The organism is Pedobacter sp. WC2501 (assembly GCF_052682415.1).
Map to the genome: position 1 here is coordinate 1,146,148 of NZ_JBQZFI010000001.1, position 18,835 is coordinate 1,164,982.

The window sequence follows — 18,835 nt, forward strand, 5'->3', positions numbered from 1 at the left end:
ATATAATGAAAACAACTCTTAAAAGTAATTTACGTTTAGGCCTTGGCTTATCGCTAATTATTCTATTTATCAGTTCGCTGGCCTCTTATGTAAGTATCGGCAACCTCATTAAAAGCACCGAACTGGTTAAACATAGCGACGAGGTTATTTTAAATGCTGAGAATATTATATCCTATTTAAAAGATGCCGAGACCGGACAGCGGGGTTTTTTATTAACCGGGAATAAAACATTCTTAACGCCGTATTATGGTGCCAGCGATTCGGCTGCTTTGATACTAAAGAAAGTTGAACTTGATACAAAAGATAATAGCATTCAGCAAAAAAACATAGCAACACTTAAAAATATTCTTTTTAAAAGATTAGATATCATTAAATCGACCATAGAAATTAAAACTTTGGACGGTGTCATTGATCAGACTGTTTTATTTCAGGGCAAGGTTTATATGGATGAGGCCAGGGCTGTTGTAAGTAAAATAGTAACCGAAGAGAAAAGGCTCCTGGAAGAAAGAACCAATGAATTAAATAAACTTACTTCTTATATTCCTATTCTAATTTTAATTGCAGCGCTCCTTGCTATTCTTATCACCTTGTTTTTTTATCGGAGAGTATCAATTGATTTTGATGAACGTGTTAAACTTCAGCAGGAAATTGAAGATAAAAAATACGAGATGGAGAAACGTATTGCTGCCATTAAGGAAATTGCCTATCAAATTTCTAATGGCAATTATGGTGTAAAACTTGATAGCCAAACCCAGGATGATATCGGCGAACTGTCTGAGTCGCTGAATACCATGTCATATTCATTGAAAAAATCTTTCGATACGTTGGAAGAAAATGAATGGATACAAACTGGTGTGGCTAACCTAAACGTGAAAATGGTTGGCGAAAAAGACGTTTTCCACCTGGCAGAAGATATTATCGAATTTTTGGCTAATTATACCAAGAGCCAGGTAGGTGCCGTTTATTTATTTAAAGATGATGGATATCTGCATTTAAAGGGACAATATGCTTTAAAGAAACAAGACCTAACCCAAAGTTTAGAACTTGGCCAGGGCTTAATTGGCCAGGCGGTTAAATCAGGTAAACCGATATTGCTGGATGATGTTCCTCAGAATGAACTCACCATTACGCATGCTACTGGAAATATTAAACCTGCTCAGGTAATTGTACTCCCAATTATTAGAAATGAAATTTCAATAGGTGGTTTAGAGCTGGGTACTATTGGTAAATACAGCGATCTGCAATTACACTTTTTAAACCTGGTTTTATCTGATGTGGGTACCGCATTGCTGGGTGCACAGAACAGGCTAAAACTGCAGCAATTGTTGGAAGAAACACAGGCACAATCAGAAGAGTTGCAGGTTCAGCACAATGAACTGGAAGGTTTAAATGCAGAGCTCGAAGCACAGGCACAGAAACTTCAGGCCAGTGAAGAAGAATTACGTGTACAGCAGGAAGAACTGTTGCAAAGTAACCAGGAGCTGGAAGAAAGAAGCAGCTTACTGGAAGAAAAGAACGAACTGATAGAAGAGCGCAATATAGAAATTCAACAAAAGGCAGAAGCACTGGAGTTGAGTACAAGGTACAAATCAGAGTTTTTGGCCAATATGTCGCACGAGTTAAGAACACCCCTCAACTCAATCCTGTTATTATCAAGGTTAATGGCTGAAAATGAGGCCATGGATACTGAGCATCAGGAATACGCAGAAGTTATTCAAAGCTCAGGTCAGGGCCTTTTAAGTTTAATAGACGAAATTCTGGATCTTTCTAAAATTGAGGCAGGTAAAATGGAACTCGACCGGACAAATATTCAGGTTGACGAGATCATTTCCGGCATGCGTTCGCTATTTAATCCTTTAGCTAAAGACAAAAACCTGAACTTTGTGATCGAAAAATCGGCAGAAGTTCCTGAGTTTTTTCATACTGATAAAATGCGCCTGGAGCAGATTATTAAAAACTTGCTCTCAAATGCCATTAAATTTACTACGGTAGGTACGGTAACCCTGAATATCAATACAAATGAAAAATTAGGTGCGCTGGTATTTAAAGTTACCGATACAGGTGTAGGTATTGCGCCCGAAAAGCAAGGCATGGTATTCGAAGCCTTTCAACAGGCCGACGGCTCTACGCGCCGCAAGTTTGGTGGCACAGGCCTTGGGCTTTCCATTAGCAGAGAGCTGGCCAAACTATTAGGCGGATATATTGATTTAAAAAGCGCGGAGGGGAAAGGAAGTATCTTTACACTTACCCTACCCATTGATAAAAATAAAGGTTTTGAAGGTGTAGTACCCCAAGCAGAGAAACCTGTAATGGCCTTAGAGGCTCCGGTAAAAAAAGTTAGCCATTTAACGGTTAACAATATTCCGCAAGAAATTGAGGACGATCGCGATAACATTCAACCCGATGATAAGGTAATTCTTATTGTTGAAGACGATACGCCTTTTGCTAAGACGCTTTTAGATTTTACACGCAAAAGAAACTATAAAGGTTTGGTTGCTGTTCGCGGTGATGTAGGGATTGAAATGGCTAAGACTTTTAAGCCGCTTGCCATTTTACTCGATATCCAACTTCCAATTAAAGATGGCTGGCAGGTAATGGAAGAGCTGAAATCGGATCCTTCTACACGCCCAATTCCGGTACACATCATGTCTTCTCTGCAGGTTAAGAAAGAAAGCTTGTTAAAAGGTGCGGTAGATTTTATTAATAAACCTTTTGCCTTTGAGCACATGCAGGAGATATTTTCAAAACTGGAGCATGCCTTAAGCCGTCATCCGAAAAAAGTGCTTATTGTAGAAGAAAATGAACAGCATGCCAAGGCGTTAAGTTATTTTCTAAGTAATTTTAATATCCAGACAGAAATTGTTAACCAGGTAAACGAAGGTGTTTCTGCCTTGCATAGGCCAGAGGTTAACTGTGTGATTTTAGATATGGGCATTCCGGATAAGCATGCTTACGAAACACTTGAAGTGGTGAAGAAAACACCCGGCTTAGAGAATTTGCCAATCATTATTTTTACTGGCAAAAACCTTTCAAAAGGAGAAGAAAACAGGATTAAACAATATGCTGATTCGATTGTGGTAAAAACGGCACATTCATATCAACGTATTCTGGATGAAGCAGGCCTGTTCCTTCACCTGGTAGAAGAAAAAAGCAAGGAGAAAAACAAAACACCTAAAAAGTTTTCCGAACTACAGGATGTATTGGTTGGAAAAACGGTTCTGGTAGCGGATGATGATGTGCGCAATATCTTCTCCTTAACCAAAATGTTAGAGCAGCATCAGATGAAAGTAGTGGCCGCCATTGATGGTAAGGAAGCCCTGAAACTATTAAATGAAAATCCCGAAATTGATGTTGTTTTAATGGATATGATGATGCCGGAACTAGATGGCTATGAAACTACAACAGCCATCAGACAGGATATCAAATACCGCAACCTGCCAATTTTGGCTGTTACCGCAAAAGCGATGATGGGTGATCGTGAAAAATGTATTGCTGCAGGTGCATCCGATTACATCAGCAAACCAGTAGATATGGATCAGCTGATCTCGTTATTAAGAGTTTGGTTATACGAAAATCATCATACATCATAACCCATTTTATTTTTATGCCTCAAAAATTAATTCTCATAATTGATGATGATAACCGAAACATTTTTGCTTTAAAAGCTGTTTTAAAGGCCAAAGGTTTTGATTGTTTATCTGCTATAAGTGCCAAAGATGGTTTTTCTATTTTAGAAAAGCACGATAATGTTGCCATTGTTTTAATGGATATGATGATGCCGGATATGGATGGTTATCAGGCTATTGCAGTGATGAAGAAATCGGCTAAAATGCAGGATATACCTGTGTTGGCCGTAACCGCCCAAGCCATGGTAGGCGATAAGGAGCGTTGCTTAAGCGCAGGTGCTTCGGGTTATGTTTCAAAACCGATAAATGTTGACGAGTTACTAATGCAAATAGAAAATTTTACTAAATAGCCGGTGATCAGTGACGCGATAGATAATGAGCAGGTAGAAATCCTATTGAATGATGTTTTAGAAAATCACGGTTATGATTTTCTGGAATACTCCCATGCATCTATAAAAAGAAGGATTATACGCCTTTATGGAATGGATAATTTTGTGAGTTTTGCCGAATTTCGTTATACAGTTAAAACAGATAAGCAATACTTCAAGCGTTTTTTAGAGGAAATTACGGTTAATGTTACCGAAATGTTCCGCGATCCTTCCTTTTATAAATCTTTACGGAATGATGTACTTCCGGTACTTGGCACCTATCCTTTTATCCGGATTTGGGTGGCGGGCTGCTCTACCGGAGAAGAAGCTTATTCGCTTGCCATTGTTTTAAAAGAACTTAATTTGCTTCATAAATCACTTATTTATGCCACTGATATTAATCCATCGGTTTTAGAAAAAGCAAAAAAAGGCATGTTTCCATTAACTTATTTAAAGCAATATTCCGAAAATTATCTGCAATCGGGAGGCTTAAAAGATTTTTCTACTTACTATACCGCGAACTACTCTTTGGCCAAATTTGATGAAAGTTTAAATCGGAAGATGATCTTTTCTACGCATAACCTGGCTTCTGATCATTCTTTTAATGAGTTTCAGTTAATTTTATGTAGAAACGTTTTAATTTATTTCGATAAAGAATTGCAGCATAAAGTATTTAACCTATTTGATGGTAGTATAGAAAAATTGGGTTATCTTGCTTTGGGCAGTAAAGAAAGTTTGGAGTTTTGGCCGAAGGCCAAAGAATACAAAAGGATTAAAATGGAGAAAATATGGCGGAAACTATAGGTTCTACTCCTTGTAATGCATTAATTATTGGCGGTTCGGCTGGTAGTTTAGATGTTTTGCTCGAAATTTTTCCGGCCTTACGCAACGATATTCATTTCCCTATTATAATAGTGGTTCACCGTAAGGCAAGTAACGAGTCTCTTTTAACCGATTTATTAAAATCGCGGACAACATTGGCGGTTGGTGAGGCAGAGGAGAAGGAATTTTTAATACCGGGTAAAGTTTTTATAGCGCCTGCAGACTACCATACGCTGATAGAGGAAGACCGAAGTATTTCTTTAGATTACTCTGAAAAAATAAACTATTCCCGACCATCAATTGATGTTACCTTTCAATCAGCAGCTGAGGTTTTTAAAGAAAAATTAGTCTGTATTTTACTTTCAGGATCTAATGCTGATGGGGTAGAAGGGTTAAAAATTGTAAACAATTATGGTGGTAAAGTCGTTATACAAAATCCAAATACGGCCATAATGCCGTATATGCCACAGCAGGCGGTTATTAATGTTAAGCCGCATGTAATATTGGATAGCCTGGATATGGCTGATTATATAAATAAGTTAAATGATTAATTGCTTTTTCGGAGGTTAATATGATAGTTACAAAAAAAATATTTGTTTTTGATGATAATAGGGATATCCTTGATCTCTGTACATTTATTTTGGAAGATGCCGGGTATGAGATAAAGACATCTGAAAATGCCAATAATATAGAAGAGCAGGTTGCAGCATATATGCCTGATTTAATTTTTATGGATAATTGGTTACCCGATCTGGGAGGAATACAGGCAACCAGGGCTTTAAAAAGCCATCCTGGTTTAAAGCATATACCGGTAATTTATTTTTCGGCCAATAATGATATATCTTCATTAGCCGACGAAGCCGGCGCAGATAGTTACCTGTCGAAACCATTTGATATTGCTGCGTTAGAAGAAATTGTAAAAAAACATTTGAGCTAGCGCGGAAAACTTACGAAGTTTCAAGAGGCTCGCGTGCAGGAAAAACTTCGTGAGTCTCTAGGCCTTGCTAAACTCCCGATATAAAGCTCCACTCGAATTGTCGTCATTTCGAGCGGAGTGCAACGAAGTCGAGAAATCTATCGTGGCAGATCTCTCCATTTCACTGCGTTCCAGTCGAGATGACGACTTTTTTTAATTCTTAGAAATACCCTATCTGTTATTCCTTACCCCAAATCCTTGTATTCAGATCCAGCTCCTTAACAATATCATACATAAACTTTATGGTAGAAATATCCTGATTTACAGTTTCGGGATTTAGTAAAGATTTAAAAATCGGTGCCTCAAAGTAATTCCGGTTCAGGGGGAAAGCGATATACATCCTCGATTCGATAAAGGATAAACTGATGTTGTACTTGCTTTGATGATTGAGGTTTAGTATTCGCTCCATCAAGGCAGGCGTAAGGATATACCTGGATTCAACCTGATCTGAACCATAAGTTACAAAGGTCTTATCAAATTCTACATTCTCCAGTTGGATAACGTCATTATTGCCAAAAGAAAACAGGTTTTTTGAAAACCATGCACCAAAGGCTGCTCCGATGTCCTTTGGTCTGACGATGGTTACGCCATTAAATTTCTTGTTAAAATCGGCAGCAAAGAGGATCCCTCTAAAAATGTCGTGCCACTCTGTTCGCCTTCCGTCTTTTGTTTGGGTTACTGTTTTATATTCAGCATGTACTTCAGCAAAGTAAAACCGGGTTTTATCAGCACATCCCATTACTAAATCTTCTGTTTTGTAGCGATCAGGCTCATTGCTAAACAGCTGTGTGTACATAAACTCCGAAGCTTCAATTCCCTGATAGGGATTAATCGATAAACTTTCGTCTAAAAATTTAAGGGCAGCACCAATTACATTCGTTTTATAGGCATTTTGGTAAGCTGTTAGAGAATCGTTGATTTTGAAAAACAAAACACCACCATAAATGATAGGTATTAAGCCAGCGATTACAGCAGGAATAGGAAAACCCAAAACGAAGCCCAAAATGCCAAGCACAATACCAGTAACAATAAAAATATAGCCTTTGGTTTGGGTACCGGCAATTCTTTTGCGTTCTACCTCCATTGTAGCCAAAACTTGTTGTAGGGCTACATTATTTGCAATATCGAACGACATTAGTTATTGAAAAGTTCTTTTGCGCTGATGTTTTTACGTTCTTCTTCTGCGGTTTCTAAAACGGCTATTGGCTGAAAGTTCAGCATCCCGGCAAATAAGCTGCCTGGAAACATCATAATCGAATTGTTGTAATCGGTTACCGAAGCATTATAGGTTCTTCTGGCAGCTGCAATCTGTTCTTCACTTTCCGCCCAGGTGGTTTGCAGGTTAATAAAATTGGTATTGGCTTTCAAATCAGGGTAATTTTCAATGTTGACCATTAAACCCCTCACATTGCTGCTCAATTGTGAATCCAAATCTGCTTTTTCTGCATTGCTGATATTCGGTAAGCCTGCTTTTGATCTCAGTTCAACTATTTTGGTTAAGGTTCCCTGCTCGTAATTAGTGTACTGTTTAACCACTTCAACAAGGTTTGGAATAAGGTCGAACCGTTTTTTTAGCATTACATCAATGGCCGAGAAGGCATTTGTTACCTGATTTTTCTTCCCAATGAGGGAGTTGTAAAAGAAAATCCCGATAAGAAAGATGAATCCGATAATAACGAGGGCAATAATCATAAATTTTAGTTTAAGGTTTAGATAATAAAGATAAGAAAAGGTTACAACATCTTATCGCTTTTCATTTTGTTCCCGTTCACGCTTTATCCGGCGTTCTAAACGCTTCTGTTTTCGTTGTAAATGATTGGCCCGCATGGCTTTAAACTTTGCAATATGCTCACGTACTTCATTCTGCTTTTCTTCCGTAATACCGATGCTATATTTTATGCCTGTAAAAAGGCTCTTCCAGATCATGTTGAAAAAAGAGGAATTTGAAGGCCTGCTGTAATTTACGGTTACAGGTACAAGCTTGCCATCTGCACCCGGGTTTTCAGATTTTATGATTAAAGCATTGGCTAAGAAAGAAAGAAAACCGCGGGTAACCAGGTGATCTTTTTCGGGATCATTTTTCATCAACGCAACAGACAGGTCGTAGTAAGAGAATGCTACCGTTCCTTTTGTGCCTGAATCGTTTGCTTTAAAATCGAACTTCAATTTATCTACATTCCCGCGGTTAATGCGTACCAGGCCAAGTGGTTTGGTAATCTGATTTAAAACCCGTGCATTAAAATTGTGTAAAACTCCGTGGTAAGAAAATGCACCATCTTTAGCAGTAAGATTGAACATAAAGTTCACATCAAGTTTTCCCTGGCCAAATAAATAAGTATTTAAGTCAACTTCCATTATTGGGTTTATGGCCTTAATATTATCAAGATTGGTGGCATTTTTTATAATTCCTGAGGTGTTTTCAAAACTGATCCGCCCTCTTTGATTACTTTCACTGTTAAAAACCGAATAGTTAACGTTTACATCCTTCAGCTTGATTTTCTGGACGAGAATAGGGGCACGCACAAGCTGCAAAAGCTGATGGGGAAATTTACCAATCTTATTCTCCTGTGGTTTACCTGGAAGCCCATTCTGGTTAAAAACAGATATAAAACCGTTAGCAATGGCCATTTCTTTTGCCCACAGCTCCTGTTTGCTGATGTATAGCGGTAAGTCGATGCCGTTGAGCATAATATTGCGCATGCCAATATCAAAACGTTCCCTGGCATAACCTGCAACCTTACCGAATTTCATTTCATCATATAATGGAACCAGCGCAAAGCTATTAATCCTTAGCCTACCTGTAGTAGCCCTGAAATCAAGCTGATCAAGCTTAATGTCGTACATTTTATCAGGCGTGCGGTACACATAGTTATTCAGGTTGATTACGATATCTTTTAGCAGGTAAAACCGGCTCGGATCATCTGCAGAGGTAGAATCAACCAACAAATCGGTTAGCGTAATGTTAAGGTCATCAATAGCGAAAGGCACCGAATTGGCTACATTTTTATTCACATACTTAAAGCTTACGTCTTTAAAACGGATGGTTTTAATGCTAAACTCTTTCAGGTTTTTGGAGATAATCTCGTAAGGTGATTTAATAGGCCTGGGTGCACGTCCTTCATTAAAAGCAAATTGCTGATTCACCATGGTTACCTCAGGTTTATCAAATATGATTTCCTCTAACTGCAGTTTTTTTTCGCGGTATAAGGTTAACGGGTGGAAGCGCTTCACCACCAGTTTTTTTAAAGAAACAGTATATAAATTGTTTGGCGCTCTTTTTAAGGCAATGAGCTGCTTAAACCGATTGGTATCAGGTGTTATTTTTACGTTCTGTAAAGTGGCATTGCCCGTAAAAACATTGGTAGAAACCTTGGTAAAACTAATGGTATATAAACTGTCGGTTGATTTATAGAGCAGTGTTTTAATCCTGTCGGTTAAAATCGGGCGCGATTTCACATTTAACAACCAGGCTATACCTGCAAGTACGATAAAAACACTGAGTAATGTACACGCAATCCATTTAAAAACTTTATAACGGTATCTTCTGGTATCAGGCATTAAAAAATGAGAGGCTGTGGTTTTATTAGCAATATACGGTTATAAACATATATTTGAAAAATGTAGGTTAGTTTTTTTCTCTCCTGGCTTTTCTTGCTGCCTTTCTATCTGCCCGTTTTTGTTCCCTTATTTTTTTTGCAATTACTTTTTGCTGTTTTACCGGATTCTTTTCGGGCACTACGCCAACGCCTACAATATCTTTTATCCCCACGAAAACTGTTTTCCACATCAGGTTAAAAAAGGAAGCCGAATTAATCCTTGTATTGGTCATGCTTGCCGTTCTTGGCGCTTCACCTTTTTGTGGATTTTCATCTTTAACTAAAATGGTGTTAGCCAAAAAAGACAAGAAATCTTTTTTCTTGGTTCCTTCCCCATCAATATTATCCGATAGTAATTTCACCTTTAAATTGCTGTACAACATACCCATCGATCCCGTTGCAGATCTTAAATTTCCGTTCGCCTTAAAATCAACCTGTTGTATGTTGCCGCTTTCTATTTCAACCAGCCCCAGCGCTTTAGACAATGGATTTAGGTTTTTCATATCAAATTTGCCCAAACGCCCGCTGTAGGTAAAAGCGCCATTTTTATCGGTTAAATTGAAATCAATTTTTACATTCAGCTTTCCGGTGCCCATTAAAAGTGTGTTTAAATCTGCCAGGGCATGATTCTTTTTGCTCAATTGTAAGCTATCGTTGGTTACATTTAAAATGTTTCCTGTTAACGCCTTAAAGTCAACCGATCCGGTTTTTTTACTTGCAGGGTTAAACTCAGCATATTTAAGATGAATATCTTTCAGCTTTACCGTATCAATCAGGATGGGCATGTTCAACCTTTTCAATGCCATATGTGGATAGTTTTGGCCTTTATCAAAGCCCGGCGGCGGTGGCGATTCGCGGCTCATAAAAACTTCTACATTTGCCTGACCAATTTTCAACGATTTTGCATGTAGTTTTTCGTCGGTACTTAAACCAATAAAATCCACGCCATTAAATTCTATTTTATCAAAGCTTAAATTGTACCGGTCTTTCTGGATCTTGTATTTTCTTGCAAAAGTAAGTTCATCGTACAATGGCGTAAGTTTAAATCCGCTAACCGCTATTTTTTTTGATGCAGTAGAACCTTTAATGGTATCCACTTTCATGGAGTACATTTTATCTTTAGTTACCGATTTATAACCCGCAATCTGAAATGATGCATCTTTTGTATAGTAAAACCTTGTTGTATCACTGCCTGAAAGCGAATCTAATAAGAAATCATTGATGTTAATATCAAGGTGTTTGATCGAGTTTTTGGTTTTTTTGGCTGCGGTTTTGTTGATATAATCAAAATCCGCATCCACAATTTTGATGCTTTTAACATGTACCGATTTAAAGGTTTTGGAAATCTGCTCATAAAGCGATTTTTCATCTTTTATGCTATCTGGTTTCTTGGTTATTTTATTAAAAATCATGTTGATAGATGGCTTTTGTAAAAGGATTTCTTTTACATCTATCCGCTTTTTAAAGTAGGCAGTTAATATGCCTACACGGCTAATCTGCAGTTTCTTTAATTTAAGTTCGAAAGTATGGGCGGGAGCCAATTGTTTTTTCTTTAAGCTATCAAAAACAGCAGTATCGAGGGTTAAAACAACGTCGCGCAAGGCTAAGCTGCCTGTAATTACATTTAAGTTAATGCTTTTAAAATCTATTCTATATAAGTGATGGGAGCCATTATAAACACCCGCTTTAATTTTTTCAGTTAATATAGGCTTCCATCTGGCGCTTAAAAACATAGCACCAAATGCAACAATTAAAACCAATATGCCGAATATGCTTCCTATCCAGATCCAAATTTTATTTTTATGTTGAGCTGTCATTTATTATGGCTTATCAATAGGTAACATATAGAAGAGCGAAAGGTTTTTTTAGGGGCAAGGCAAAAGACTAAAGCAGAAAGACCAAAGAGGAGATACTGTTGGATGCTATATTGTAAAATTATTTCTGGAGCGCAAGGGCAGGATAAGCAACATCGTTTGTTCCTTTGCTGTGCTTGTACGTTTCGGCCGTCATACTCCGAACTTGCAGCGTACCGATCAATATCATCAATTTAAGGTTTTTAACCACAGATGTACACAGATAAACACGGATTTTTAAATCTGTGGTTAAATTACGCCTACCTAGCTAATGGCTTAACTTAATGACATTGTGGTACCACTTCGCCAAAGGCTAAATGGGTTAGGTCTGCAGCAGGGAAAACCGCTCATATTAGCAAGAGCAGCTGTAATCTAAACCCGACCGTAGCGGGATGCCACAATTTTTTCAATTGGGGCAGAAGCGGGGGCGGGGCTGCAGTCCTCCACAGGCACAGAACCTTACATTTCCAAAAAAAAAATATCCTATTGAATTGATACACATTGTTTTATGTAAAAATGATTTTAGGAGCGCAAAGACTGTTCAATAAACATCGTTTGTTCCTTTGCTGTGCTTGTACGCTTCGGCCGTCGTGCCTCCTGGCCTGCAGGGTACCGCTTCGCCAAGGGCTAAATTGGTTAGGCCTGTGGCACGGAAAACCCCTCATAATCGTAAGAACAGCTGTAATCTAAACCCGACCTTAGCAGGATGCCACAATTTTTTCAATTGGGCCAGAAGCGGGGCTATAGTCTTCCAAAAGCATAGAACCGTACATTCCCAAAAACGTTATCAGTATGTAAAAATGTAGATTAATACGGCTTGCTTACTGTTTTATCATAATCATACTGTAAACATTTAAACAAACTATGTCAATTTGTCACTTTTAATTATATTTATGTATTTTTGCAATCCCCAAATGTTTTTAAATAATGATTGATTTACAAGTACAGGATAAGACGCACGATGAAACCAGGCAAGGTGAAGCTTTAATTTTAGATACCCCGATTAAAGCCGATGCCCGTAAATTATATATCGAAAGTTATGGTTGTGCGATGAATTTTGCTGATAGTGAAATTGTTGCCTCTATTTTATCCGAAACTGGATTTGAAACCACAGGGGATTACCACCAGGCTGATGTAATCTTTATTAATACCTGCTCGATCCGCGAAAATGCAGAAACCAGGGTTAGAAACCGACTATCACAGTTCGGTGTCGAAAAACGCCGCAACCCGAAATTAATTGTTGGAGTTTTGGGCTGCATGGCAGAACGTTTAAAATCTAAATTTTTAGAAGAAGAACGTTTGGTTGATGTAGTAGTTGGCCCTGATGCTTATCGCGATCTGCCTAACTTAATTGAGCAGGTAGAAAGCGGACATAAAGCAGTTAATGTTTTATTGTCTCGCGAAGAAACCTATGCTGATATTAGTCCGGTTCGTTTAAACAGCAACGGAATAACCGCTTTTATTTCCATTACCCGTGGTTGTAATAACATGTGCTCTTTCTGTGTGGTTCCTTTTACCCGTGGCCGCGAACGAAGTCGCGATGCCCATTCTATTATAGAAGAAGCGAGAGGCTTATTTGAAGCTGGTTACCGGGAGGTTACACTTTTGGGCCAAAACGTAGATTCGTACACCTGGACATCAGAGGATGGAACAGAAACCGTTAACTTTGCGCAGCTTCTGGAGCAAACAGCATTGGTTAGCCCAGATTTAAGGGTACGTTTCTCTACTTCGCATCCAAAAGATATTACCGACGAAGTTTTACATACCATTGCTAAATACGATAACATCTGTAATTATATCCACTTGCCAGTGCAATCGGGGAATACCCGCATATTGGAGTTAATGAACAGGACTTATACCCGGGAGTGGTATATCAATCGTATTGACGCCATCCGCAATATTATTCCGGGTTGTGCAATTTCTACCGATATCATCGCAGGTTTCTGTACAGAAACTGAAGAGGAACATGAGGAAACCCTGAGTATGATGGATTATGTGCAATATGATTTTGCTTATAACTTTACCTACTCTGAACGACCAGGAACTTTAGCCGCCCGTAAATTGGAAGATGATATTCCTGAGGAAGTGAAAAAACGCCGTTTAGCTGAGATTTTGGCCAAACAACAGGCACATTCGTTAATGCGTTTGCAAGAATGGGTGGGTAAAACTGTTCGGGTTTTGATTGAAGGCACTTCTAAGAAATCTGATCTCGATTATTGCGGAAGAGGAGATAGCGGAGCAATGGCCATTTTCCCTGCAATTGATGGCGTTAAACCCGGTCAGTATGCAAATGTGTATATCGAGAAATGTACATCTGCTACGTTAATTGGTAAAATAGTTTAAAAAAGTGGAGGGTAGAAGGTAAGGGGCGTAAGGTCTCATATCTCATATCTCAATACTCAAATCTAAAGAATGGATACACAAAATATTAAACAACGGTTCGGTATTATTGGCAATTCGCCTCTACTTAACCGGGCCATAGATATTGCAAGCCAGGTAGCACCAACTGATATGTCGGTGTTGATAACAGGCGAAAGTGGTAGTGGTAAAGAGGTATTCTCGCAGATTATCCATCAAATGAGTGCCCGTAAACATGGTGCCTTTATTGCGGTAAACTGTGGGGCTATTCCCGAAGGAACGATTGATTCTGAGCTTTTTGGTCACGAAAAAGGATCATTTACCGGTGCGCACGAAGCCCGTAAAGGATATTTTGAGGTGGCAAATGGCGGTACCATCTTTTTAGATGAGGTTGCTGAATTACCTTTAGGTACACAAGCACGTTTATTGCGTATTTTAGAAAGTGGCGAATATTTGCGCGTGGGTTCGTCTAAAGTACAGAAAACAGATGTCCGCATTATTGCTGCAACAAATGTTGATGTATATAACCGCGTTAAGAACGGAAAATTTCGGGAAGATTTATATTACAGGTTAAATACTGTTCCATTGCGCATACCGGCTTTGCAAGAGCGTAAAGAAGATATTTATTTATTATTCAGAAAATTCGCTGCCGATTTTAGTGATAAGTACCGTAGTCCGGCATTACACCTCGAACCAGATGCCGTTCAGATTTTAACCAATTACAGCTGGCCGGGTAATGTTCGCCAGTTAAAAAATATTGCTGAGCAAATCTGCGTATTGGAAAAAGACCGGAATGTTACCGGACCGGCCATTTTAAACTATATCCCGAACGAAGCTGGAAGTAATTTGCCAATGGCGATTAACGCTCAGTCGAAAGAAGATTTTACAGAAAGAGATATTTTGTACAAGGTGCTTTTTGATATGAAAAAGGATATGGTTGAGCTTAAAAAACTAGTTGCCGAAATTATTCAGCATGGCGGAAATACCGCTACCGTTTTGGCAGATAATCCGCAATATATCAATCAGCTGTACCGCGATGTAGAATTACCGGCAGGTCAGGAGCATGCCTTTACCATTCAGCAACCTACACCAGGCAATAATAACAACAACAACAATGCTGATTATTTTGCGCACGATGCAGAAGAAGTAGAAGAATCTTTGTCCTTAGTGGATAAAGAATCAGACCTGATTAAAAAAGCATTAAAAAAACACAAGGGTAAACGTAAGTTTGCTGCTCAGGAACTGGGTATTTCAGAACGTACCTTGTACAGGAAGATTAAAGAATTGAACCTGTAATTTTAAAATTGCTTATTTCAATCTCCAGCGAAAGCACATTTCCCAAAACTTAGATAACATTTTCGATAATGATGAAAATTAGAATATTTACCTTAATCCTGCTTGCCTCGGTTTTTAGCGCGTGCTCTTATAAATTTAGTGGAGCATCAACAACAGGTTTAAAAACGGTGGTGGTTCGGGTATTTGAAAATAATGCACCGTTAGTGGTGCCAACATTGAGTAACCAGATCACAGAATCGTTAAAAAGCCGGATCCGTAACCAGACTAAATTGATTATTTCTCCAACAGGTGAAGGAGATGCATCATTTGAGGGGAGAATAACAGGTTACGATATTAAACCGGTTGCGCTTCAAAATAGTGCTACGCCAACCTCGGGTGCAAACAGATTAACCATAACCGTTTCGGTAAAATATAAGAACAATATAAAAGAACACGAAAAAGAAAGTTTTGAGGAGAGCTTTACCAGGTATTTTGATTTTCCCATCAATGGGGCACCAATTCAAACGTTATTACCTGGTGCTATCGAAAATATTAACAAACAATTATCCGAAGATATTTTTAACCGTGCATTTGCGCAGTGGTAAATAAAGCAGGATTCTAAAAGACAAAATTTTCAAAACCCGTCTACATTTTTTTAACTTAGCGGCAAACCTCGATAATGGATAACAAAAAGCTACTGGCAGATTTACTTGCGCAGCCTGGAAAGGTTAGGCCAGAGCATGCATCCATGTTGCAGGAAATGGTGCAGCAATTTCCATATTCACAGCCCATTCATTTGCTTTTAGCCAAAGCCAATGCTTCATTTATTCCAAAAGCTGCATTATATGGTCAGGGGCATGTGTTGTTCCATGTACTAAATATGGTTTCAGTCCACGAGGATCAGCAGGAAGAGGAACCTGAAATCGATATAGTCGTTACAGAGCATACGCAGGATGAACCGGAAGTTTATGAAGAAACAGGTGAATCTTCAGATGATATCCCTTTATCTGCCAATCAGGATATAAGCATAGAAACACCAAATCGCCTGCCAGGTATTGATAGCCATTTAATGGACTTGCCTGCAGATGACGATTCTTTTATTGAAAGTGTAGCTGCCACCGATTTCTTCGCTTTTGAACAGAAGTTAAGTACCGATGTGGTTACAACCGCACCAGAAATTGAAACTGTTGTTCCAGACGAGCCTGAAAGAAATTTTGTTTCACAATATAACGACGATAAGCTTCCATACACGTTTTTATGGTGGTTGGCTAAAACCCGTAAAGAACACGAACAGATCTTTCAGCCTTATGCTCATCCTAACGCCAGTAATGTAAAACCACAGCCACAAAATAACCAACAGCAAGAAAGAGCTGAGTTTCAACAGCAGTATGTGGAGCATATCTTTCACATCCAAACGCCTTTCGAGGTGGCAGATCATTTAGCAGAATACCCTTCTGCCGAAATTAAAGATGCAAAGGGTGCCGAAATCATTGAGAAATTCTTAAAAGAAGATCCAACCATCAAGCCGCCTAAGCCAGAACAGATTGATAATGAAAATAAGGCAAAGAAAAGCGCAGAAGACAATTATGACCTTGTTTCGGAGACTTTAGCTAAAATTTATATTGAGCAAATGCTTTATCACAAAGCCATAGATACTTATAAAAAATTAAGTTTGAAATATCCGGAAAAAAGCCGTTACTTTGCCGACCTTATCCAATCTATAGAAAAGAAATTTTAAAATATAATATTACCATGGTAACCTTTTTAATCATTTTATTAATTATTGCGTGTGTAGCCTTAGGCTTATTTGTTTTAATACAAAATCCTAAAGGTGGAGGTTTAGCTACAGGCGGTGGCGGCAGTAACATGTTTGGTGTACAACGTACCGGCGATGTTTTAGAAAAAGGATCTTGGGTATTGTTAACCTTAATCGTAGTGTTAACCCTTGCCGTTACTACAATTGCTAAAACCAGTGGCGGTAGTGCTGCAGTTGGAAACTCTGCTATTCAGGAGCGTTTAGATAAAACGCCATCACCATCTCCACTTGGCGGAAATTTAAACAGCACTAAACCTGCAGCTTCAACTCCAGCTAAAACAGATTCGACAAAGAAATAAGTAATACTTACCCGTATTTTAGAAAGCTTTCCTTAAAAGGGAAAGCTTTTTTGTTTTTTAACGATGCTGTATCATAGATATAGAATTGCATCCTGAGGGTTAATTAATTGTTTAAATCAATATGAGTGACAGAGGGTTCTATTGCTATGTTCCGGCGAGGAATCGTCATTGCGAAGGCTTTTTCAGCCGACGAAGCAATCTTACAACGATCGCTAACAGCGTGTGATTTAAGATTGCTTCGTGCCTCGCAATGACGACCATTCTATTGGAGTCTGTCAATGGTAGCCTGTCGAAGGACCTGTTTAAGATGCCTCGCAAAGCGTTTCGATACTTCGTCAAGCTCAGTACAGGCTGAGCTCAACGTGACAAGTTCGAATGGAATCACAATTTATGGTACAACCTCTTTTGTTTTTAACATCCCGTAAAAAATGAATCAATCCCCTTTATCTCTTAACACACATTTAACATAAAAAGCTTTAAATTGCAGCATGAAATTAAGTGTGCTGGTATTATTTACTGCTCTCGCCGTTGGTCTTTCCATCGGGATGGTTAATTTTTATTTTCAGCATAGCCTGTATTATATGGCTATTTCTTTTGGCGTGTCGTTTTTATGCAGTTTTTTGGTTTTTTATTATTTGCTTGAGAAGTATATCTACACCAAAATTAAACTCATCTACAAGCTGATCCATAACCTAAAATTAGGTAAAGATTTAAAAGATGCGCTTGGCGAGTATGTGAGTTCAGATCCGATTAATGATGTAGAACAAGAAGTAAAAGAGTGGGCAGGTGCAAAGAAAAAAGAAATAGATTTATTAAAAAAACAGGAACAGTTTAGAAGAGAGTTTCTTTCAAATGTTTCGCATGAATTTAAAACCCCGCTTTTTGCTATTCAGGGTTATATTGAAACCCTACAGGATTGCCTGGTAGATGATCCTGATCAGGCTGTTTTATTTCTGAAAAAAGCAGAAAATAATGTAGAGCGATTGAGTTATTTAATTAATGATTTAGACGTTATATCAAAGTTAGAGACTGGAGAATCGCCAATTAACTATCAAAAATTCGATTTTGTACAATTGGCAAAAGAGGTAATGGAAAACCTCGAAGATCGCGCTAAAGCTAAAAATATTAAGCTTTTTTTTAAAGATAAGTATACTGCCATTACCTTAGTTTCTGCTGATCGCGAAAAGATCAGGCAGGTTTTAATTAACTTAATGGTAAATAGCATTAAGTACGGCATTGATGGCGGGGAAACGGCCATTAAGATTTTTGAACTGCACGACCAGGTTTTGATAGAAGTTACTGATAACGGTATTGGTATAGAAGAAAAACATCTGTCGCGCCTGTTTGAACGTTTTTATCGCATTGATACCCATAGGGCAAGAGAAGTAGGGGGCACTGGTTTAGGCTTAGCCATTGTAAAACACATTTTGGAAGCACACCAACAAACCATTTCGGTAAGAAGTACACCGGGCATAGGTACTACCTTTGCTTTTACGCTACAAAAAGGAGGCTAACCTTAATGCCTTGATGATCATTCTTCAATTTTTGCCACGGAAATAAGGAACGCACGCAAATACGGCATCTGATTTCATTCTGAAAAGCAATTTACCACTGTTGATAAACCCGATATTAGCGAATATCCTGATTTAAGCAGTTATCTTAACTATTTTATGGTGCGCATGCTATTTCGCACAGGTTTCATCGGGATAAAGCGTTTACCGAGACCATTGTAAGTGAGAACTTGTTCAGTATTGTTTCCTAAATAACCTATTTATTTCATTGTCAGCTACCTGAAAGTATAGAAATAACGCTTGCCTGACTAAATAAGGTGACAATTAGTTAATAT

At 38.4% G+C, this 18,835-nt stretch carries 15 protein-coding genes; 11 read left to right on the top strand and 4 right to left on the bottom strand.

Annotation, left to right across the window (positions count from 1 at the left end):
- Positions 1-5: 5 nt before the first annotated feature.
- The 5 genes from ACUN24_RS04965 to ACUN24_RS04985 are packed head-to-tail and all read left to right on the top strand — an operon-like array spanning position 6 to position 5,753.
- Entirely contained in the window at positions 6-3,590 is a 3,585-nt protein-coding gene (locus ACUN24_RS04965) for a response regulator (protein WP_445561512.1), read from the top strand.
- A gap of 14 nt (positions 3,591-3,604) precedes the next feature.
- Positions 3,605-3,976 (top strand): response regulator, encoded by a 372-nt coding sequence (locus ACUN24_RS04970; protein WP_132395941.1) that lies wholly within the window; start codon positions 3,605-3,607, stop codon positions 3,974-3,976.
- 3 nt (positions 3,977-3,979) lie between these two features.
- On the top strand, positions 3,980-4,798 hold the full coding sequence (locus ACUN24_RS04975; protein WP_445561513.1) for a CheR family methyltransferase: 819 nt from the start codon (positions 3,980-3,982) through the stop codon (positions 4,796-4,798).
- On the top strand, positions 4,783-5,367 hold the full coding sequence (locus tag ACUN24_RS04980; protein WP_445561514.1) for a chemotaxis protein CheB: 585 nt from the start codon (positions 4,783-4,785) through the stop codon (positions 5,365-5,367). The genes ACUN24_RS04975 and ACUN24_RS04980 overlap by 16 nt, the downstream gene beginning before the upstream one ends.
- A 20-nt stretch (positions 5,368-5,387) precedes the next feature.
- Positions 5,388-5,753, top strand: a complete 366-nt coding sequence (locus ACUN24_RS04985) for a response regulator (RefSeq protein WP_445561515.1) — start codon at positions 5,388-5,390, stop codon at positions 5,751-5,753.
- 217 nt (positions 5,754-5,970) lie between these two features.
- On the opposite strand, the gene ACUN24_RS04990 is transcribed toward ACUN24_RS04985, so the two are convergent.
- The 4 genes from ACUN24_RS04990 to ACUN24_RS05005 all read right to left on the bottom strand — a co-directional run bounded on the left by ACUN24_RS04990 (position 5,971) and on the right by ACUN24_RS05005 (position 11,205).
- Positions 5,971-6,927, bottom strand: coding sequence for a DUF3137 domain-containing protein (locus ACUN24_RS04990; protein ID WP_445561516.1), 957 nt, complete (start codon positions 6,925-6,927; stop codon positions 5,971-5,973).
- On the bottom strand, positions 6,927-7,484 hold the full coding sequence (locus ACUN24_RS04995) for a LemA family protein (RefSeq protein WP_445561517.1): 558 nt from the start codon (positions 7,482-7,484) through the stop codon (positions 6,927-6,929). The genes ACUN24_RS04990 and ACUN24_RS04995 overlap by 1 nt, the downstream gene beginning before the upstream one ends.
- 51 nt (positions 7,485-7,535) lie before the next feature.
- Entirely contained in the window at positions 7,536-9,350 is a 1,815-nt protein-coding gene (locus ACUN24_RS05000; protein ID WP_445561518.1) for a hypothetical protein, read from the bottom strand.
- Positions 9,351-9,417: 67 nt separating this feature from the next.
- Positions 9,418-11,205 carry a hypothetical protein gene (locus ACUN24_RS05005; RefSeq protein WP_445561519.1) on the bottom strand — a complete coding sequence of 596 codons (1,788 nt, stop codon included), beginning with the start codon at positions 11,203-11,205 and terminating at the stop codon, positions 9,418-9,420.
- Between the two features lie 963 nt (positions 11,206-12,168).
- Between ACUN24_RS05005 and miaB the strand changes: the two genes are divergently transcribed.
- The 6 genes from miaB (at position 12,169) to ACUN24_RS05035 (ending at position 18,503) form a co-directional block, all read left to right on the top strand.
- A complete protein-coding gene (gene miaB, locus ACUN24_RS05010) occupies positions 12,169-13,584 on the top strand; it encodes a tRNA (N6-isopentenyl adenosine(37)-C2)-methylthiotransferase MiaB (protein ID WP_445561520.1) in 1,416 nt (471 codons plus the stop codon).
- 69 nt (positions 13,585-13,653) lie between these two features.
- On the top strand, positions 13,654-14,895 hold the full coding sequence (locus ACUN24_RS05015; RefSeq protein WP_445561521.1) for a sigma-54 interaction domain-containing protein: 1,242 nt from the start codon (positions 13,654-13,656) through the stop codon (positions 14,893-14,895).
- 68 nt (positions 14,896-14,963) lie between these two features.
- Positions 14,964-15,479 (top strand): LptE family protein, encoded by a 516-nt coding sequence (locus tag ACUN24_RS05020; RefSeq protein WP_370629749.1) that lies wholly within the window; start codon positions 14,964-14,966, stop codon positions 15,477-15,479.
- A gap of 74 nt (positions 15,480-15,553) precedes the next feature.
- Entirely contained in the window at positions 15,554-16,612 is a 1,059-nt protein-coding gene (locus ACUN24_RS05025) for a hypothetical protein (protein ID WP_445561522.1), read from the top strand.
- 14 nt (positions 16,613-16,626) lie between these two features.
- The gene (secG, locus tag ACUN24_RS05030) at positions 16,627-16,989 is read left to right on the top strand and encodes a preprotein translocase subunit SecG (protein ID WP_132395957.1); all 363 of its coding nucleotides are present in this window, start codon (positions 16,627-16,629) and stop codon (positions 16,987-16,989) included.
- Positions 16,990-17,477: 488 nt separating this feature from the next.
- Positions 17,478-18,503: a sensor histidine kinase gene (locus tag ACUN24_RS05035; RefSeq protein WP_121285232.1), complete on the top strand. Its 1,026-nt coding sequence runs from the start codon at positions 17,478-17,480 to the stop codon at positions 18,501-18,503.
- The last annotated feature ends 332 nt before the right edge of the window (positions 18,504-18,835 follow it).